The organism is Alteromonas sp. AWQ4_252 (assembly GCF_056158205.1).
The window spans coordinates 566117-583250 of record NZ_JBSWSV010000001.1; the positions used below are offsets into that span (position 1 = coordinate 566117).

Sequence of the window (17134 nt, forward strand, 5' to 3'; positions counted from 1 at the left end):
TTTAAAGCGGCTGGTGAATGGGGGTTTTCAATTCAAGGCGCTGTGTTGAAAAAATGTCCTCAGAAGAAGAGGCAAGATGCACTTCATATAACCCGGCCTCGGCGTACCAAGCGCTTTTTTCTGTATTAAACGACACGAGATCCTCTGCGTTGAGGGTAAACACTAATTCTTCTGAAGCTTTGGGCGCCAACAGCGTTGTTTTCGCAAAGTGCTTTAATTGCTTTTTAATAACGGTTTGCGGGCCTTGTGGCGCACCAATATAAAGCTGAACGACGTCTTTGGCTGGCATCTCTCCGGTATTAGTAACCGTTACCTTAACTTTCACCTCATCTGAAAAAGACGTGCTGCTTAAAGATACGTTTTGATAGCTAAAGTTGGCGTAGGAAAGACCAAAGCCAAAAGGGAATGCTACTGCTTGGTTAGCCGTATCAAAGTGCCTGTAGCCTACTTGTGTACCCTCGTGATAAATAACTTTAGAAGGTTGAGAGCCGGTTATGCCATTTGGCTCTGCTTCTTTGTCGGTAATAAAGCCAGGAAAGCCTTTATCTGATGGGTAATCCTCAAGCTTAAGTGGCCATGTTGACGCAAGCTTGCCCGACGGGCTTACTTCACCAGTAAGTATATCAGCCACTGCATTACCCGCTTCTTGTCCAGGTAGATGAGTAAGCAATATGGCGTCAGCTTTTTCTTTCCAGCTATGCGTCTCGATTACACCGCCAACATTTAAAAGAACGATAAAAGGTTTGTTTTTGGCCGAGAAAGCGTGTGATAGCACCGTTAAAAGAGACTGTTCATGTTCGGTAATATAAAAGTCATCACGCTCTCTATCAACAAACTCCCCTGAATTGCGCCCCACAGTAAAAATGGCTACATCGTGTGTTCGTGCAAGCTCTTCAGCAAGTGTTGTTGATATGTCTAATTCACCTAATGCAGGGCTTGGCATCATATCTGCTAAAGGATGATGTGAAACTGGCAGATTGGCGATTTCGGCAGCTATGTGTTTATCGTAACGTGCTGATAATTCCCCGTTAAGGTTAATTCCCGCGTTTTTAAGCCCTTGCGCTATTGAAATACTATAAGCCTCATGAACATCACCACTACCAGTGCCGCCAATCGCTGTTTGATACGAACTATTTCCGAGCAGCGCAACTGAAGCACCGGCCTGCAAAGGCAGTGCCTGTTGTTCATTTTTAAGCAGAACCATGCCTTCTGTGGCGATTTCGCGAGCGAGCTTGGCATGCTCTTGCAATGGCGGCTTGTTCGATACCGAGTTTTTCTTAAACGTGTGGGTTTTTACAATAAGATTCAAAATATTGTGAACATTGCGATCTAACACGGCCTCAGCTAATGCGCCGTTTTCAACAGCGCCTTTGATGATAGCATTTTGATGATCCATACCAGGCATCAGCAAATCATTGCCCGCATACATTTGTTTTACCGGATTATCACCGCCAAACCAATCCGTCATTACAACGCCATCAAAACCCCATTGATATCGTAAGAGATCCGTTAAAATAGCGCTGCTTTCTGATGTGTATTCGCCATTAACTTTATTGTATGACGACATTACCGCCCAGGGCGCACTCTCTTCTACGGCGATTTCAAACCCTTTTAAATAGATTTCTCTGAATGTTTTATCTCCTACTTCAACATCGATTAGATCACGATTCCATTCATGGTTATTTGCAACAAAGTGTTTGAGCGTTGCTCCGACGCCCTGAGACTGTAATCCGTTAACGTAAGCTGCTGACATCCTGCCGCTTACAACGGGATCTTCAGAAAAATACTCGAAATTGCGACCTCCCATTGCATGACGATGTATGTTCAACGCAGGCGCTAACATCACGTCAATCCCGTATGCTTTGGCCTCGTTGCCCACCGCTTGGCCAAACTTCTGCATTAGAGGAAGGTTCCAGCTTGACCCAATTAACGTTGCGATAGGAAAAGCAGTGGCATGAAAAGTTTCTTCACTGCCTTCTCGCGTTGGTGAGATACGAACACCAGCTGGTCCGTCAGCAAAAACAATGGAAGGGATACCCAAACGGCTTATAGCGTAAGTTGTTCCAGCTGCACCAGGGACTTTGTCTTTGGTTATTCCCACCTGCGGCCCACCTGTTTCCATCGCCATACCCGTTCCTCGAATCAGCATGACCTTTTCGTCTAGCGTCATCTCTTTAACAATGTCCTCAATGGGCGCACTGCCAAGTTTTAGCTGATCTGAATGGTGAGCAAAAGAAAAACCAGGTGCGTTAAGAAAAACCATTAAAACCAAGTATTTTTTTAAAAACTTCATATAAATTTTGTCCGTGGAGCGTGAGTACCTTCAGCATCATGGTCGAATCAGGTGTCCGCAATATTTCATAAATTTTAAAATAAAATTAACAAATGATGTTAGAAGAATCGTCACTACAGAAATAGTCGATAATTTAGATAAGTGGTATCGTCAAATGCGATAGTTAGACGTGTTTTACAGAAAAATGCGCTTCGGGAGATATGTACTGATGTAAGAACTAAATCAAGGCGCCAGGCACAAGCCTAGCGCCTTCAATGATTAAAACTCCTGAGACACTCTGATTCCGATGTTCCGCATCGAGTTAAGTCCCCAGGTTTGTACAGTTGATGCAAGACCTTCATTGTTCTCGCCCGCATCAAATCCAATTGAAACCGGATACTTTTCATCTGTGCAGTTATTACAGAAAACAGAGACAGTTAAACCATCGTAGGTTGAAATGCCCGCACTCAGATTCAAAGTCGTGATTGCATCAAGCTCTCTTTGTGGAGAACCAATTCCGTACGAGGTTTCAGAGCGGTAGTACACATTCGCGTTGAGGTAACCGTACATGTTATCAGTCAACTCCTGCTCGTAGTTAGCCTGCAGCGTTGACGTAATATCAGGAGCCATAGGCAATGTATATCCTGAAGCGTCAAAGAATGCATCGTCAGGCCCACAAATTTCAGAGTCTGGTGTACAAGAAGCGCCTTCAAAATTATCGAAAGTTGCATCTAAGAACGACGTATCCCACTGCAAGGTAAGATTGTCCGTTGCCATCGCCTTCAAAGATACCTCTGCGCCGCGAGATGTCACGCTAGCCGCGTTTTGGATAATAAAGGCTTGTGCGTCTAAGTTAAATGACTGCGCCTGGTAGTTGTCAAAGTCAGTATTAAATACAGACACATTTAAAATGACTTTGTTATCCAGCAGTCTGCTTTTCACACCTGCTTCGAATGTTGTCGATACTTCGTCTTCAACCGCAAACGGAATGTCAGGGTTACCCTGGTTATCCGTATTGAAGCCTGGCGCTTTGTAACCTTGTCCGATGGAGGCATAAAGCATAACTTTATTTGTGTAGTCGTAATTCGCCCCAAGTTTCCAACTGACATTAGTGTTGTCTACCGACTCTTGAAAACGACCACGTGGTCCGCCAATCCCAACAAAGTAGTTTCGTTGCATTTGTAGGACATCTGTTGAAATGTCATCCTGAGTAACACGTGCTCCTGCAACAGCCGTTAGTTTGTCGGTTACATAAAAGTCGAACTGACCGAAAACAGCGTAACTTTCCTGTTTAAGCTCTGTATCACTGTCGTTACCCAGGAATACATCATTGCTGTAGGGGCAGCCAGGTGGTGGTCCTGAGATTTCGGCACCAACACAAAATGGGAATCCGATGGCGACAAACGGCGGTGGCCCTTCAACATCCAAACTATTAGTCATGTCAGAGGTTGAGTTAAAGTAGAACAGGCCAACCTGACCCGAATAAACGTCAGTTTTAGGAAAAACTAATCGAATTTCGTTTGAAAATTGCTCATAGTCATTGGTGTTAGGGTTGTCGACAATGTCTCTTCTGGAAGCGAAGTCATTGTGCAAATTAGTATCACTTTCGAAGTAACGCCAGGCGGCAATATTGATAAGCTCCACACCGCTATCGAATTCATAAGCTAACTCTACTTGCGCTCCGCCTGTTTCAATATCACTGAACATTGCACCATCGGAATTGTTAGTCATATTCTCTGGGCCAGGTACGATGTTATCTGGCTCGAAAAAGCTAAGTAATTCACTGTCTGGATCTACGGTGCGATAAGTACGGCTATAGCGTTCAGCTGTCCCTTCATTTTTGTTGTAATCAGCAATAGCGTAGAGCGAAAAAGCACCATCTTCGTAAAGGTACTTAGCTTTTATGCCTGATTTGTCTTGTCCCAGATCGGTTCGAACATCGTCGTTGGGAAACACGTTTTCGATTAACGGGTCTTGTGACGATGTTAATACGTTCAGGCGAAGGGCTGAGTTTTCAGATACCGGGACGTTTAGCATGCCTTTTATTATGTGACCATTGGCATCGGTTGGTGTCGTGTCTCTGTAGTTATATTCCAGTGACACTTTGCCTGTAAACTCATCTAATACAGGCCTGGCAGTAGTTATATTTACAAGCCCTGCTGACGCATTTTTACCAAATAACAAGCCCTGAGGACCATTTAGCACTTCAACTGACGCAATGTCATTGAAGGGCTGACCGGCAAGCGCATTTCGTCCTAAGCTTACTCCGTCAATTGCTAGCGCAACGCTTGGGTCGATGGTTTCTGCAAACACCTGAGTACCAATACCGCGCACGGCAAAAGTATTGTCTTGCCCCAGTTGTAACGTTGGTGCAAGCGTTGAAAGCTGAGTAATTTCGTTGATACTTTGCTTTTGCAGGTCATTTGCAGACAATGTTTGTACACTTACCGGCACTTTTTGAATATCCTGCGACGTCCGTTGTGCTTTGACCATAATGACTTCAAAGCCCTCTGAAGCTTGATCTTCACTCTGCGCCTCTTGCCCTAACACTGGATGCGAAAGTGCTGACGCGATAAGAGTCACCAGCGCCGACTGTTTAAATTTCATTATGTTTTTCATATGTCCCTCTTCTCAATAATTCATTTGAGAGTTTGTATTTCAGAGCTTTTCATAAATAAGTTGAGTGTTTATATAGCAGCCCTAAGCACTCGTTATACTGTTAAGTGTGCGACCGTTTGATAACTGAATAACCCCACCAAACGATTTACAAGAATTTAACTAAAACGACACGTTTGAACACTCCGATTTAGCGATACCTCCTATCGCAATCTCAGATACCTGACAAAAATACGCTATTCGGTTTAACCAACCTTCCATTCACAGCCCCTTCACATCCCCCTTACACCGCCACATCTCAGCACCTTCGCTGAATTCACAAGCATCAGCAAAATTATCTTTAAGAGGTGAAATCAGTAGTAACACGTGAGGTATCGATCCTATGGATGATAAGCATCCAGAATATCGATTTTTGAATGATAAGCCGTTCTTCTTATCATTCATCATAAAATGAGAATGAAATCATATAATTTTCAAACATTTATATATTAATGAATTAGTTTACTTATAAGAATTTGAGTATGGCTCAACCGAATTACCGGACATGAAAACCTTATGCAATGGCGGATGGACAATATGAAACATTTGTTAAATTTCTTAATCGTTTATTTTAGTTTGTCAATAACTGTTACTTCAGTAGCCGCAGCAGACTCTGACCTTACTAAAAAACGCAATGTTGTATTCATTCTGGTTGACGACCTGAGATATGACGGAATGGGCTTTCTACAGCCAGAAATACAAACACCAAATATAGACGCATTAGCATCGAATGGTGTTTATTTTTCCAATGCCGTTGTTACTTCGTCTTTGTGTTCACCAAGTCGCGCTTCCATACTTACTGGTATGTCAATCCGCAATCACAAAATTGTTGATAACAACAATTCTAGTGAAGACGGGTTAACGTTTTTCCCTGAGTACTTACAAGAGGCGGGCTACCAAACAGGGTTCTTCGGGAAATGGCATATGGGTTCGCATTCGGACATGCCCCGGCCTGGTTTTGACAAATGGGTCAGTTTCACGGGCCAAGGGACCTATTATCCGCAAGACAGAGTTCCCCCTCCGCTTCGCAGTCAAGGCATTGTTAATCAGCTTAATGTCGACGGAAATCATGTCGATCAACAGGGTTACATAACCGATGAATTGTCAGATTATGCGCTGTCATGGCTGGATAACGACATCGACCAATCGAAGCCTTTTTTCCTTTATCTGAGTCATAAAGCCGTTCACTCCGATGCCACTCCGGCAAAACGCCACAAAAATCAATACAAAGATATCGAATTTAAGCTTCCTCCCACGGTAGTGGTAACTGAAGAGGACGCCAGAAATAAACCTATGTGGGTGCACAACCAAAGAAACAGTTGGCACGGTGCAGACTTTTTCTACGCCAGCGATAGAAAAATGAGTGATTATTTAAAAGATTACTACGCGACGCTTTCAGCAGTTGATGACAGTTTAGGTGAAATTATCGACTACCTTAAAGAGAAGCAACTTTATGAAAACACAATGATTGTGTTTTACAGCGATAATGGCTTTATGGTGGGTGAGCATGGCTTAATAGATAAACGAAACGCTTATGAGAGCTCAATAAAAGTCCCATTAGTAATCAGCGCACCAGGTTTATTACCCAAAGGGAAGACTAACGATAAGCTGGTCAGAAACCTGGATTTAGCACCAACCTTCTTAGACCTGGCTGGAATAGAAGCTCCTCAACACTTTGAAGGAAAAAGTTTTTTACCTGTCGCCTCAGGTGAAGTTCAGGAATCAGAGTGGGAATCGCCAGATTTTGTATATGAATATTACTGGGAATACTCATTTCCAATGACGCCCACGACATTTTCTATACGCCGGGGCGATCTAAAATATATTCAGTACCACGGGGTTTGGGATATTGAAGAATTATATGACCTTAGTGTGGATCCACATGAACGCCGTAATCTAATTCGTGATCCGGCTTATGTTAGCGAGCTATTGCCACTTCGTCAGGCGCTTTATGCCTCTCTCGCCCCAGCGGATGGTGACAAGCCTGCCGTGCCATTTAATGCCCGTTTGTCAGAAGGCTTAAATCTTCGCAAAGAAGGGGGGCTTAAATCTGCGCCATTTCCAGACTGGTGGAAGGTAGAACCAAACAGGCCTGATAAATTTAACGGGCTGTTTCCGGATACTCCGTTAAAGATTAAAAAGGTAAATGCAGGGGAACTATATTTCCCCTTTATGGAAAACCCGGGTAATAAAGACTAGGAGAAACTTCGTGCATCAGGCAAACGAGAAAGAAAACACATTAACAATTATTATAGTTAGCTTGGTGGCAACCATTGGCGGCTTTTTGTTTGGTTTCGACAGTGGCGTCATCAACGGAACTGTTGATGGCCTTAAGCAGGCTTTCGGCGCAAATGAAGCCGGTACTGGATTTAATGTGGCCTCTATGCTGTTGGGGTGTGCCGGCGGCGCATTTTTTGCTGGGAAGCTAGCCGATGCAGTAGGAAGAAAAAACACCTTGCTTGTCGCATCTGTATGCTTTCTCATTTCAGCTGCAGGCTCTGGAATCGCCACAGGTTCGGTAGATTTTATCATTTATCGCATCATTGGAGGAGTTGCAGTTGGCGCTGCCTCAGTTATTTCCCCTGCATACATTGCCGAAATAGCGCCGGTTCGCTACCGGGGAGCATTGTCGTCTATTCAGCAAATTGCAATTATTGGCGGTTTATTTACGGCTTTCGTCAGTAATTATGCTTTGGCTGTCACAGCTGGTGCCTCGACAGAAATATTATGGGTTGGATTTGAAGCGTGGCGTTGGATGTTCTGGGTGGAAGTCATACCAGCCTCTATATTTTTAGCAGCATTGATATTCATACCCGAAAGCCCGAGATATTTAGTTATCTCCGGTGATCAGGTTGAGGCAAAGCGTGTGTTGGTTAAGCTTTTCGGAGAGAAACAGGCAGAGAGAACATTTCAAGAAATTTCTGCCTCTATCAGTAGCGATCACAGTCCGTCCATGGGCGATCTCATTGATTCATCTACCCGAAAAGTTAAATCTATCGTGTGGGTAGGTATAGGCCTCGCTGTATTTCAGCAACTCGTTGGCATCAACGTCGTATTTTATTACGGTGCAGTACTATGGCAGGCAGTAGGTTTCGCCGAATCAGATGCGCTTCTTATCAATATATTAAGTGCTGGTTTAAGCATTATTGCTTGCTTAATAACAATAAAGTTTATCGATCAATGGGGACGAAAGCCAATCTTAACCTTTGGTTCTGTCGGCATGGCGATAGCCTTGGGCTTGATGGTTTTCGCATTCCAAAGCGGTATGATTAAAGACGGTGAACTTCAGCTGTCAACGGGTATGGGCACTTTGGCATTAATTTCTGCTAACGTATACGTTTTCTTCTTCAACATGTCCTGGGGACCTGTAATGTGGGTTATGTTAGGAGAAATGTTTCCTAACCAACTTCGGGGCTCAGGCCTTGCTGTTAGTGGTTTAGCACAATGGCTCGCTAATTTCTTTATTACGATGACATTCCCAGCAGCACTCATAGCAATTGGCTTGGTAGGAACCTATAGTTTATACGCGTTCGCAGCGCTGGTTTCGACGTTCTTCGTGGTAAAATTTGTCAAAGAAACCAAGGGAAAAGCGCTGGAAGAAATGTAAGCTTCGGCGCGCACAGCAAGCGGTTCTTTTATATCGCCTGCTGTTTATTCATATAGTCGTACAGATTGAAACACCGATGTACTAATATGTCAGGTTTTTGTACTGCTTACTGAGTATGCGTCTTGCGACATCCGCAGGATTCGCCACGGCAATTCCTTTAATCAGTTCCTTTTCTGCTCCCTCCTTATTAGGCAAATAAAGCGGGCAAAGTTCGACTTTAGCATCGAGCTTCAGTAATTTTTGCAACATCATCGAGGTCGATAAATCCATCGGTTTTAAGGTTTGCGTTACGGTGCTTTGTAATGCCAGAGCACCCGCTGGGCCACATAGTGTAATATGCACACTTTTTCTATGGGTTTTAATTGTTTGAAGTGACAACACCATTGCCATCATCTGGGTTTGTTCATCTTCAGATGTGATAACGACAGCCAGCCCGTCAGCCATTTCAAGCTCTTTTGCGTTCGTAGTTGCTAGGTTGCAGAACAACAGTGAAATTAACAAAGTTAACTTTATAGACAGTTTCATATTCAATCCTGGTAAAAAAGTTATTAAAAATTCGACAGCGTCGTCTTGCGCAGGATTTCCGGCAGTGTGTTGCACACTTTCCATAAGCCAGAGCATTTCAGTAACGTCAGAAACCATCTGTTGCTTACGAATCCTACGCAGCTAAACGATTAATCCGATGAAGTTATTCAAAAAAATATATTAGAAAAACCTCATAATTCACTATACATTAAATGCGTAAGTTAAATACACCTTTAATTAAAAGAGAGCTTAATCATGACAACAGAAACCCAAAACAACGTAACTTTTCCGCAGCTTAACCGCCCTGCTCCTGACTTTTGTGCAAAGACAACCCACGGTCAAAAATCATTGTCTGATTACAGAGGCAAGTGGTTAGTGCTTTTCTCTCACCCTGCTGACTTCACGCCGGTATGTACTACTGAGTTCATTGGCTTTGCTAATGCTGCTGACAAGTTTGCTTCACTTAATACTGAGCTACTTGGCCTTTCTATCGACAGCACGCATTCGCACATTGCTTGGGTTCGCAACATCAAAGAGAAGTTTGGCGTAACTATCCCTTTCCCAATTATTGCTGACTTATCGATGGAAGTAGCGAAGGCTTACGGCATGGTTCAACCTGGCGCAAGTGACACGTCTGCGGTTCGAGCAACTTTCATCATCGACCCTGAAGGCATTTTGCGCGCCATGGTGTACTACCCAATGAGCAACGGCCGTGCAGTCAATGAATTCGTAAGACTGGTTGAAGCACTACAAACCAGCGATGCAAACAGTTGTGCTACCCCAGAAAACTGGAAAGTGGGTGAAGAAGTAATTGTACCGCCTCCACACACTATCGAAGACGCAGACAGTAGAGAGTCTGCAGGTCACAACTACGTTGACTGGTACTTCTGTAAAAAAGCGCTGTAAGTAAAACGCTTTTATTGGTGGCATGAAAGCATGCCACCTTATTATAAATTTAGGAGATCACCATGAATATTGAAATTACTTCTTTCTTAGACGATGACAGTGAAACCTTTACTTACGTCGTTGAAGATAAGACTTCTTCAAAGGCGGTAATCATCGACCCCGTATTAGATTTTGACTACAGCGCCGGCCGCGTACATACCGCCAGTGCACAAAAAATTGCGGACTTTGTAGATGAACGAGGGCTTTCAGTAGAATGGGTGTTGGAAACCCATGCCCATGCTGATCACTTGTCAGCTGCACCATTTTTCAAACGCAAATATAACGCAAAAATTGGTATCGGGGCGCGAATTACTGAAGTGCAGAAAATATTCAAAGCGCTGTTTAATTTAGAGAAAGAGTTTTTACCTAACGGTGCTCAATTCGACAGATTATTTGAAGAGGGAGAGGTTCTTGAAGTGGGTAGCATGCGCTTTGAGGTTATGCATGTACCGGGGCACACACCTGCAGACATTGCCTACTTACTTAATAACGAGTCGGTTTTTGTGGGTGACACTATGTTTATGCCTGATGTGGGTACCGCACGATGTGATTTCCCAGGTGGCAGTGCAACTACCCTGTATGACTCTATACATCGTATTTTGGCATTACCCGAAGAAACCAATATCTACGTTTGCCATGATTACCCCACTCAACATCGCACCCATGAAAGTAAAGTAACGGTTGGCGAGCAGCGCGAATACAACATTCACGTTAAAGATGGCGTTTCAAAGGATGAGTTTGTAAAAATGCGTGAAGCTCGGGATGCGACGTTAAGTATGCCCAGACTTATTTTACCTTCTATTCAAGTAAACGTGAGAGCCGGTGAGTTGCCACCGCCAGAAAGTAACGACGTTAGCTACATTAAAGTGCCTATTAACCAACTATGAGGTGAATAATGAAAACGCCAAAGGTATTCATTAGCGAAGTAAAAGCGGCGGTTGAGGAAGTCACAGTAGACGATTTAATGGTGGCACTAACTCAACCAGACGTTATTTTGATTGATGTTAGGGAAAGTGAGGAATACAAACACGGTCACATTAATGGCTCGGTGAACTTTCCTAGAGGCATGCTTGAAGCAAAAATATGCAGCCACCCGCTTCTTGCCCACCATTGCGAGGAGCAGGATGCGATTAACGACCTAGCACAACGCAGTGTTTACTTGATTTGTAAAACAGGCGGCAGGTCTGCGTTAGCGGCTAAATCACTGATTGATATGGGCCATAACCACGTGTTTTCTGTGGCAGGGGGCATGGATGAATGGCAACGTAAACAGCTGCCATTAAGTTATTAATGTGCACGGTACAGTTGAGATACCTGATGAGACAGCAGTTCAAGCAAAATGTCTTTAGTTAAGCTTTCCACCCTGTCGTTGGGTTTAGTTTTCATATTCTTACCTAACACTGTAATGGCAAATAAAACACCCGAACATAGCGTTAGCATAACGACTAATGTTCGGGTTTAGTCTGCCACTACAGACAGCTTGTATCGCCATTGTGCCTATCTAGAGCAAACCTCTTCGTTACTGTCTGGCAGTTTGTACGACAACTTAACATTGGGTCTTGAAAGCATAGAAGACAGTAGAGTGTTCGATGTACTCTCGCTAGTTGAGCTACAAACGTGAGCTGATAAAATCATAGGTAAGGTGAATATCTGCCACCGCAAGCACAGTAAGCGCGTCTAATAAGCCAAATGCATACTCCACTACACTTCCTAAACCTAATAACTGTGAAACTCTGTATTCATAATCAATACCCACAGTTTCACCGTTACCATGCTCAGAAAAATCTGCATGACCAATGAATAGCGAGATGTGATTCGGACTGTGTTCATGCTCTGACGCGTTTGTAGAGAACGCCAGTACAGACAATATCAGCAATAAGAAACCGTGCTTTAGGCCTAAGCGGTGTGAAGCGTATCGTTTTCATATGGTTTACTCCTGAGTGACGTTCCGCTGTTTTAATTAACGCAAATGAGCGACAGTGCGTGTGATGAAAGTCTATTTATTCATTATAGGCATCTTGAATCCGTCTGCTTAAAAGCCAGCCTGCGGCATAAAGACCCACTGAGAAAATAAAATGGGATAACAATACTTTCGACTGAAGCATGGCGGGGTTAGGTGTACGCAAGCCTGCAATGCCGTATCCCATTCCTGGATACATAAGAAAAAAAGGAATACTGCACGTTGCAAAACCCATAATAAACGCTGGCAAGAAAGATGGTTTCAGCACCCATTTAACGCCGGTAAAAATGAGCATAAGCAAAGCGAACCCGATGCCGATTGCGTAATGCCCAACCCACCCCAGCATTAATTCACCTGCTCTTGGTACCGCAGCTTTAATTGATTGATGAGAAAATACACTGTCTGTCATGTAAATAACCCACCGTCCGATAAATTCATACCGCGTTAGTGACTTATCTAGAATGATGTGTTGTAGATAGTTCACAACATCTAAAAAGGCGGTTGCTGCCACACCAAGCACCACTGATAAGATCAGGAGTGTTGTTCTCTCAGTTTTGTTTGCTAAAGCGAGATTCATGGTCAATTACCTAAGTTGAGCAGACAAGCTCAGCTGAATGTTCCTACCCATGCCTAATGTATAGCCCTTGTAGGTATCTAAAACAAAAAAGCTCTAGCCTTTTTACCAGGCTAAAGCTTTCTGTCGAATTTAAACGAGTTACTTATTAATATGCTGAGTTTCAGGCTTAGCCAGCCATTCTCTGCCTTTTAGCATGCCTTCCCAATAAATGGGAGGAAGCAACTTTTCTTTTAAATACCATGCTAGGCGCGACGGTTTCGTACCGTCAAGTACCCACGTTGGCATGCTGTTAAGGATTTTGCCGCCGTAGCCAAATTCGGCCAATATCACTTTACCTCGCTCTACAGTAAGCGGGCAGCTACCATAACCGTTGTAGATGGCTTTATCTGTTTGCACACCGCGCTCGTAAAGCAAGTTATTGGCAACCACTGGGGCTTGCATGCGCGCCGCCGCCGCGGTTTTAGCATTAGGAGCGTTTATGGCGTCGCCAAGGGCAAAGATATTTTCAAACGATTTGTGCTGTAGCGTTGATTGGTCGACATCAATCCAACCATTGCCATCAACAAGCGGGCTGACTTTGATAAAACCTGGCGGAGACTGGGGCGGAACCGCGTGCAGCATGTCGAATTCAGTTTCAACGAGCGGGGCGTCTGGGTCTGCCACCTTCTTAAATGAAGCCACTTTTGCTTTGCCATCCACCTTTACCAGCTGGTGTTCAAAGTTAAGGTTTGCGTGGTATTTTTTAACGTATTCCATAAGCGCAGGCACGTATTCTTTTACACCAAACAGTACAGCACCCGTGTTGTAGAACTCTACGTTAATGTCATCTAGCACGCCTTCTTTAAACCAGTGGTCGCAAGACATATACATGGCTTTTTGCGGCGCGCCTGCACACTTAATAGGCATCGGTGGCTGCGTAAATACTGCCTTCCCTTTTTTAAGATTTTTTACCAATTCCCATGTGTAGGGCGCTAAGTCAAAACGGTAGTTTGACGTCACACCATTTTCACCTAGGGTTTCGCTTAAGCCTTCCACTTTATTCCAATCTAGCTTAATGCCGGGGCAAACCACCAAGTGTTCATATTTAATGGTGCGGCAGCCGTCTACCACAATCATGTTTTCTTTTGGCGCGAAGGCCGCTACGCCGGCTTTTATCCATTTAACATTATTAGGAATAACAGAGGCCACAGTGCGCACGGTGTCGTTAGCGTTAAATACGCCCCCGCCTACTAGCGTCCAGCCTGGCTGGTAGTAGTGCACTTCATTGGGCTCTACTATGGCGATATCTAAATCTGGGCATCGCGACTTCAAACTAGATGCAACAGCAACACCGCCCGCGCCCGCCCCTACAATGACTACCGCATGAGAGTGATCGGCATGGTCGTTAGGTGTCTCACCGCCGTTTTTTAGGCGACGGACTACCCCGCTCAAGTCATAGCCTGCTTTCTGCGATAAGCCGAGTACCTCTTCATAAGACAGTGTTTTGGTTGCGGTCATAGCCCATAGCGTAATAGAGCGAGTACCTGTTCGGCAGTAGGCAAATACGGGGCCTTCTAACTTCTGTAAGTTGGCTTCAAATGTTATTGCGTCTTGCTGAGTTACTTTACCGCTTACTACAGGCTGATATACGCAGGGTAAACCCAGTGAAGATGCTTTTGATTCTATTTCAGCAAAAGTGGGCTGGTCTGCGCCTTCACCGTCAGGGCGGTTACAAATAATAGATTTGAACCCTGCTGCTTTTATTGCTTCTATATCGTCTACTGATATTTGAGGGCAGACAGATAGCTGTTGTGTTACGTTGGCATATTGCATAACCCACCCCTTTAAATGGCATTCACAGGAATTTTAATGAACTGCTTACCGCCTTCAGATTTTTTGCCAAACTGGCCGTTTCGAAGGTTTGCTTGAATAGCGGGTAACAGTAATTTGGGTACCGCAAGGGTTGCATCTCTTGCCTCGCGTTTTTCCACATATTCCTGAAGGGTTACTTCTGGGCGAATTTGCTTGTTCGTTTCCTTGGCTTCTTTGATAGATACTGTTGATAGCGGAGCGGCACCGTCTTTAGGGTAGTCGTGACCAAGGTAAACAGTAGTATCGTCAGGCAGGGTGAAGAAGCGCCGAATGGTATTGTAAAGTTGCTCGGCACTGCCTCCCGGGAAGTCGCAGCGTGCCGTTCCTAAGCTAGGGGCGAACATGGTGTCGCCTACAAATATTTTGCCGTCTACTAAGAAGCTTGCGCAGGCTGGCGTGTGCCCAGGCGTATGCCATACTTTTACTTCATATTCACCGATATTGAAGGTGTCGCCTTCTTCGAACAGCACATCGAATTGACTGCCATCGCTCGGCGTGTCGCTCGCTGTTTCAAATACATCCAGCCAGGTATCTAGCACCGTTTTAATACCTGAGCCAATACCAATTTTGCCGCCAATTTTAGACTTTAAATAGTGCGCCGCCGTAATGTGGTCGGCGTGCACGTGGGTTTCTAAAATCCATTTATTCTTAAGCTGGTTTTGATTGACAAAGTCGATAACTTTGTCGGCGCTTTCCATTGACGCGCGCCCCGAAAAGATATCGTAATCGGCAACCGAATCTATCACGCCACACTCTTTGGAAGTGGGATCGAATAGCACGTAAGTAAACGTGGCCGTTTTGTTATCGTAAAATGTTTCAACGTTCATGGGTGTTCTCCTAAAGAAGTTCTTTGGTCATGATGAAAACGGCAATAACCAGAGTGAAGAATGCAAAGAACTTCTGCAAAGCTGCACCGTCTAGTTTTCCCGCTACCTTCGTGGAGACAGCCATCCCAATAAACGTGGCTACCAGCATAAGCGGCAGCAAAGGCATCTCCAATTGAATTCCGGTTTGTAGATCGCCAATGAAGCCAAGCAACGACTTTAGGGCGATGATGAATAGCGACGCGCCCACCGCGTTTTTCATGGGCATGCCTAGAATAAGTACCAAGGCAGGTATGATGAGGAAGCCCCCACCCGCGCCGAGTATGCCGGTAACAACACCAACTACAGCGCCTTCAATAATTATCAGCCCAACGTTGGGTTGTTTATTCTCAACAACCTGGGTTGCTGGCGCTGATTTGCTGTAAGCCTTTTTCAACATCATGGCGGCCGAGGCCAACATCAGCATGGCAAACAGCACCATGATGCCCAGATTTTTATCTATGGTTAGCGATTGAAAAGAAATGGTTTCGGGAATGGCGGGCATTAAGTAAGCCCTTGTCAGATAAACAGCAATAATAGAAGGCACGGCAAATAAAATAGACGCTTTAACGTCAACAAGACCTTCTTTGAAATACCTTACTGCGCCGAATGCGGCTGTGGCACCCACGATAAGCAATGAATAGCCGGTGGCGACATCTGGCGTAACGCCCATTAAGTAAACGAGGATAGGCACGGTAAGGATTGAGCCTCCTCCGCCTATTACGCCTAACACCATTCCCATAAGAACAGCAGCGATGTAACCAAGAATCATCATATTGACACCTTATTCACTTTTGATATACCTTATAACAAAACATACAATAAAGTATATCTAAAATATATATTTAATTTTCGTGATGCGTTAAAATTCGATGATTACTTCAATCGTTTTTTTAGATAACCCATGAAAATCAATACGTTTAGTAATTTGGCGTTTCGCGTTTTGATCTATCTCGCGCTACGCAAAAATCAAACTGTGAAAACCAGTGACATTGCTGACGCTTATTTTGTGTCTTTCAATCACTTAAAGAAGGTGATTACGCTGCTCATTGAACACGGCTATATCGTTGGTACAAAAGGGCGCGGCGGCGGCATCAGGTTGGCAAAAGAAGCCAAGCTAATAAATATAGGTGAAGTTTTTAGGTTAACCGTTGAAGATGTGGCATTGGCGGAGTGTTTTGCGTCGCCAACGAATAAATGTGTTATTTCGCCTACGTGTCGCTTGAAAACAATTCTCCAGGACGCTGCAGATAAGTTTATAAGTGAGCTTGATAAATACACGCTTCATGATTTGGTTAAAGACAGAGAGGGCGCACTGGCGATGCACCTTGCCATCGATTTTATAGAAGTTGAGTAGAAGTTTTCTAAGGCGTCTACTTGTACTGTGTTTATTCGCGATAGCATCATTTTACTAGAGCATCGCACGAGTGGATTTAGGAGAGGAAATTGGAAAACTGGACATCAACACCCTTTGAGCCCTTAGCCGGTTTGGTTGGTGGACTGCTTATTGGTTCATCTGTGGTTTTGTTATTGTTCACCTTAGGCCGTATTGCCGGAATATCGGGAATTGCAGCAGGTGCGATGACACAACAAGGTATCGAACGGTACTGGCGACTGGCCTTTTTAGCAGGCATCATTTTATCAGCCGTACTTTATATTGCGCTTACCGGCGGTATTCAGATCCAAACTCAAATGAGCTCGGCTTGGTTGGTAGTAGCTGGGTTACTCGTGGGCTTTGGTACCCGACTAGGCTCTGGCTGTACGTCGGGTCATGGTGTGGCAGGCCTTTCCAGGTTATCACCCCGCTCTATTGTTGCCACGCTCACGTTTATGGGTGCGGCTGTACTTACCACCACGATTATCAGACACCTGTAAATAA

At 44.4% G+C, this 17134-nt stretch carries 15 protein-coding genes; 7 read left to right on the forward strand and 8 right to left on the reverse strand.

The window, feature by feature from the left end:
- Nucleotide 1: 1 nt before the first annotated feature.
- Together ACXACM_RS02470 and ACXACM_RS02475 are read right to left on the reverse strand one after the other, a co-directional pair.
- Complete coding sequence (locus ACXACM_RS02470) at nucleotides 2-2293, reverse strand: beta-glucosidase (protein ID WP_474819561.1); 2292 nt, start codon at nucleotides 2291-2293, stop codon at nucleotides 2-4.
- A 258-nt stretch (nucleotides 2294-2551) separates the two neighbouring features.
- Nucleotides 2552-4891 (reverse strand): TonB-dependent receptor, encoded by a 2340-nt coding sequence (locus ACXACM_RS02475; protein ID WP_474819563.1) that lies wholly within the window; start codon nucleotides 4889-4891, stop codon nucleotides 2552-2554.
- Nucleotides 4892-5464: 573 nt separating this feature from the next.
- Here ACXACM_RS02475 and ACXACM_RS02480 point away from each other — a divergent pair.
- Together ACXACM_RS02480 and ACXACM_RS02485 are read left to right on the forward strand one after the other, a co-directional pair.
- Complete coding sequence (locus ACXACM_RS02480; RefSeq protein ID WP_474819564.1) at nucleotides 5465-7126, forward strand: sulfatase family protein; 1662 nt, start codon at nucleotides 5465-5467, stop codon at nucleotides 7124-7126.
- A 10-nt stretch (nucleotides 7127-7136) separates the two neighbouring features.
- A complete protein-coding gene (locus tag ACXACM_RS02485; RefSeq protein ID WP_474819566.1) occupies nucleotides 7137-8534 on the forward strand; it encodes a sugar porter family MFS transporter in 1398 nt (465 codons plus the stop codon).
- Between the two features lie 81 nt (nucleotides 8535-8615).
- Here ACXACM_RS02485 and ACXACM_RS02490 read toward each other — a convergent pair whose 3' ends face one another.
- A complete protein-coding gene (locus ACXACM_RS02490) occupies nucleotides 8616-9176 on the reverse strand; it encodes a hypothetical protein (protein ID WP_474819567.1) in 561 nt (186 codons plus the stop codon).
- A 138-nt stretch (nucleotides 9177-9314) separates the two neighbouring features.
- Here ACXACM_RS02490 and ACXACM_RS02495 point away from each other — a divergent pair, with 138 nt between their 5' ends.
- The 3 genes from ACXACM_RS02495 (at nucleotide 9315) to ACXACM_RS02505 (ending at nucleotide 11295) form a co-directional block, all read left to right on the forward strand.
- Nucleotides 9315-9965 carry a peroxiredoxin gene (locus tag ACXACM_RS02495; protein WP_474819568.1) on the forward strand — a complete coding sequence of 217 codons (651 nt, stop codon included), beginning with the start codon at nucleotides 9315-9317 and terminating at the stop codon, nucleotides 9963-9965.
- 62 nt (nucleotides 9966-10027) lie between these two features.
- On the forward strand, nucleotides 10028-10891 hold the full coding sequence (locus ACXACM_RS02500) for an MBL fold metallo-hydrolase (RefSeq protein ID WP_474819569.1): 864 nt from the start codon (nucleotides 10028-10030) through the stop codon (nucleotides 10889-10891).
- 8 nt (nucleotides 10892-10899) lie between these two features.
- The gene (locus ACXACM_RS02505; protein WP_474819571.1) at nucleotides 10900-11295 is read left to right on the forward strand and encodes a rhodanese-like domain-containing protein; all 396 of its coding nucleotides are present in this window, start codon (nucleotides 10900-10902) and stop codon (nucleotides 11293-11295) included.
- 318 nt (nucleotides 11296-11613) lie between these two features.
- Here ACXACM_RS02505 and ACXACM_RS02510 read toward each other — a convergent pair whose 3' ends face one another.
- The 5 genes from ACXACM_RS02510 to ACXACM_RS02530 all read right to left on the reverse strand — a co-directional run bounded on the left by ACXACM_RS02510 (nucleotide 11614) and on the right by ACXACM_RS02530 (nucleotide 16030).
- Nucleotides 11614-11880, reverse strand: a complete 267-nt coding sequence (locus ACXACM_RS02510; protein WP_474819572.1) for a hypothetical protein — start codon at nucleotides 11878-11880, stop codon at nucleotides 11614-11616.
- 124 nt (nucleotides 11881-12004) lie between these two features.
- Nucleotides 12005-12541, reverse strand: a complete 537-nt coding sequence (locus tag ACXACM_RS02515) for a DUF2938 family protein (RefSeq protein WP_474819573.1) — start codon at nucleotides 12539-12541, stop codon at nucleotides 12005-12007.
- Nucleotides 12542-12679: 138 nt separating this feature from the next.
- Nucleotides 12680-14353 (reverse strand): bifunctional protein tyrosine phosphatase family protein/NAD(P)/FAD-dependent oxidoreductase, encoded by a 1674-nt coding sequence (locus ACXACM_RS02520; protein WP_474819574.1) that lies wholly within the window; start codon nucleotides 14351-14353, stop codon nucleotides 12680-12682.
- An 11-nt stretch (nucleotides 14354-14364) separates the two neighbouring features.
- Nucleotides 14365-15219, reverse strand: coding sequence for an MBL fold metallo-hydrolase (locus ACXACM_RS02525; RefSeq protein WP_474819576.1), 855 nt, complete (start codon nucleotides 15217-15219; stop codon nucleotides 14365-14367).
- A 10-nt stretch (nucleotides 15220-15229) separates the two neighbouring features.
- A complete protein-coding gene (locus ACXACM_RS02530) occupies nucleotides 15230-16030 on the reverse strand; it encodes a sulfite exporter TauE/SafE family protein (RefSeq protein ID WP_474819577.1) in 801 nt (266 codons plus the stop codon).
- 129 nt (nucleotides 16031-16159) lie between these two features.
- On the opposite strand from ACXACM_RS02530, the gene ACXACM_RS02535 reads away from it, so the two are divergent.
- Both ACXACM_RS02535 and ACXACM_RS02540 read left to right on the forward strand, forming a co-directional pair.
- The gene (locus ACXACM_RS02535) at nucleotides 16160-16612 is read left to right on the forward strand and encodes an RrF2 family transcriptional regulator (protein WP_474819579.1); all 453 of its coding nucleotides are present in this window, start codon (nucleotides 16160-16162) and stop codon (nucleotides 16610-16612) included.
- An 89-nt stretch (nucleotides 16613-16701) separates the two neighbouring features.
- Entirely contained in the window at nucleotides 16702-17130 is a 429-nt protein-coding gene (locus tag ACXACM_RS02540; RefSeq protein WP_474819580.1) for a YeeE/YedE family protein, read from the forward strand.
- Nucleotides 17131-17134 lie beyond the last annotated feature (4 nt).

Excerpts from the sequence above, each read along its gene's own strand:
- ACXACM_RS02470 (WP_474819561.1), bottom strand. The coding sequence starts at position 2,293 with ATGAAGTTTTTAAAAAAATACTTGGTTTTAATGGTTTTTCTTAACGCA.
- ACXACM_RS02475 (WP_474819563.1), bottom strand. The coding sequence starts at position 4,891 with ATGAAAAACATAATGAAATTTAAACAGTCGGCGCTGGTGACTCTTATC.
- ACXACM_RS02480 (WP_474819564.1), top strand. The coding sequence starts at position 5,465 with ATGAAACATTTGTTAAATTTCTTAATCGTTTATTTTAGTTTGTCAATA.
- ACXACM_RS02490 (WP_474819567.1), bottom strand. The coding sequence starts at position 9,176 with ATGGTTTCTGACGTTACTGAAATGCTCTGGCTTATGGAAAGTGTGCAA.
- ACXACM_RS02495 (WP_474819568.1), top strand. The coding sequence starts at position 9,315 with ATGACAACAGAAACCCAAAACAACGTAACTTTTCCGCAGCTTAACCGC.
- ACXACM_RS02500 (WP_474819569.1), top strand. The coding sequence starts at position 10,028 with ATGAATATTGAAATTACTTCTTTCTTAGACGATGACAGTGAAACCTTT.
- ACXACM_RS02505 (WP_474819571.1), top strand. The coding sequence starts at position 10,900 with ATGAAAACGCCAAAGGTATTCATTAGCGAAGTAAAAGCGGCGGTTGAG.
- ACXACM_RS02515 (WP_474819573.1), bottom strand. The coding sequence starts at position 12,541 with ATGAATCTCGCTTTAGCAAACAAAACTGAGAGAACAACACTCCTGATC.
- ACXACM_RS02520 (WP_474819574.1), bottom strand. The coding sequence starts at position 14,353 with ATGCAATATGCCAACGTAACACAACAGCTATCTGTCTGCCCTCAAATA.
- ACXACM_RS02525 (WP_474819576.1), bottom strand. The coding sequence starts at position 15,219 with ATGAACGTTGAAACATTTTACGATAACAAAACGGCCACGTTTACTTAC.
- ACXACM_RS02530 (WP_474819577.1), bottom strand. The coding sequence starts at position 16,030 with ATGATGATTCTTGGTTACATCGCTGCTGTTCTTATGGGAATGGTGTTA.
- ACXACM_RS02535 (WP_474819579.1), top strand. The coding sequence starts at position 16,160 with ATGAAAATCAATACGTTTAGTAATTTGGCGTTTCGCGTTTTGATCTAT.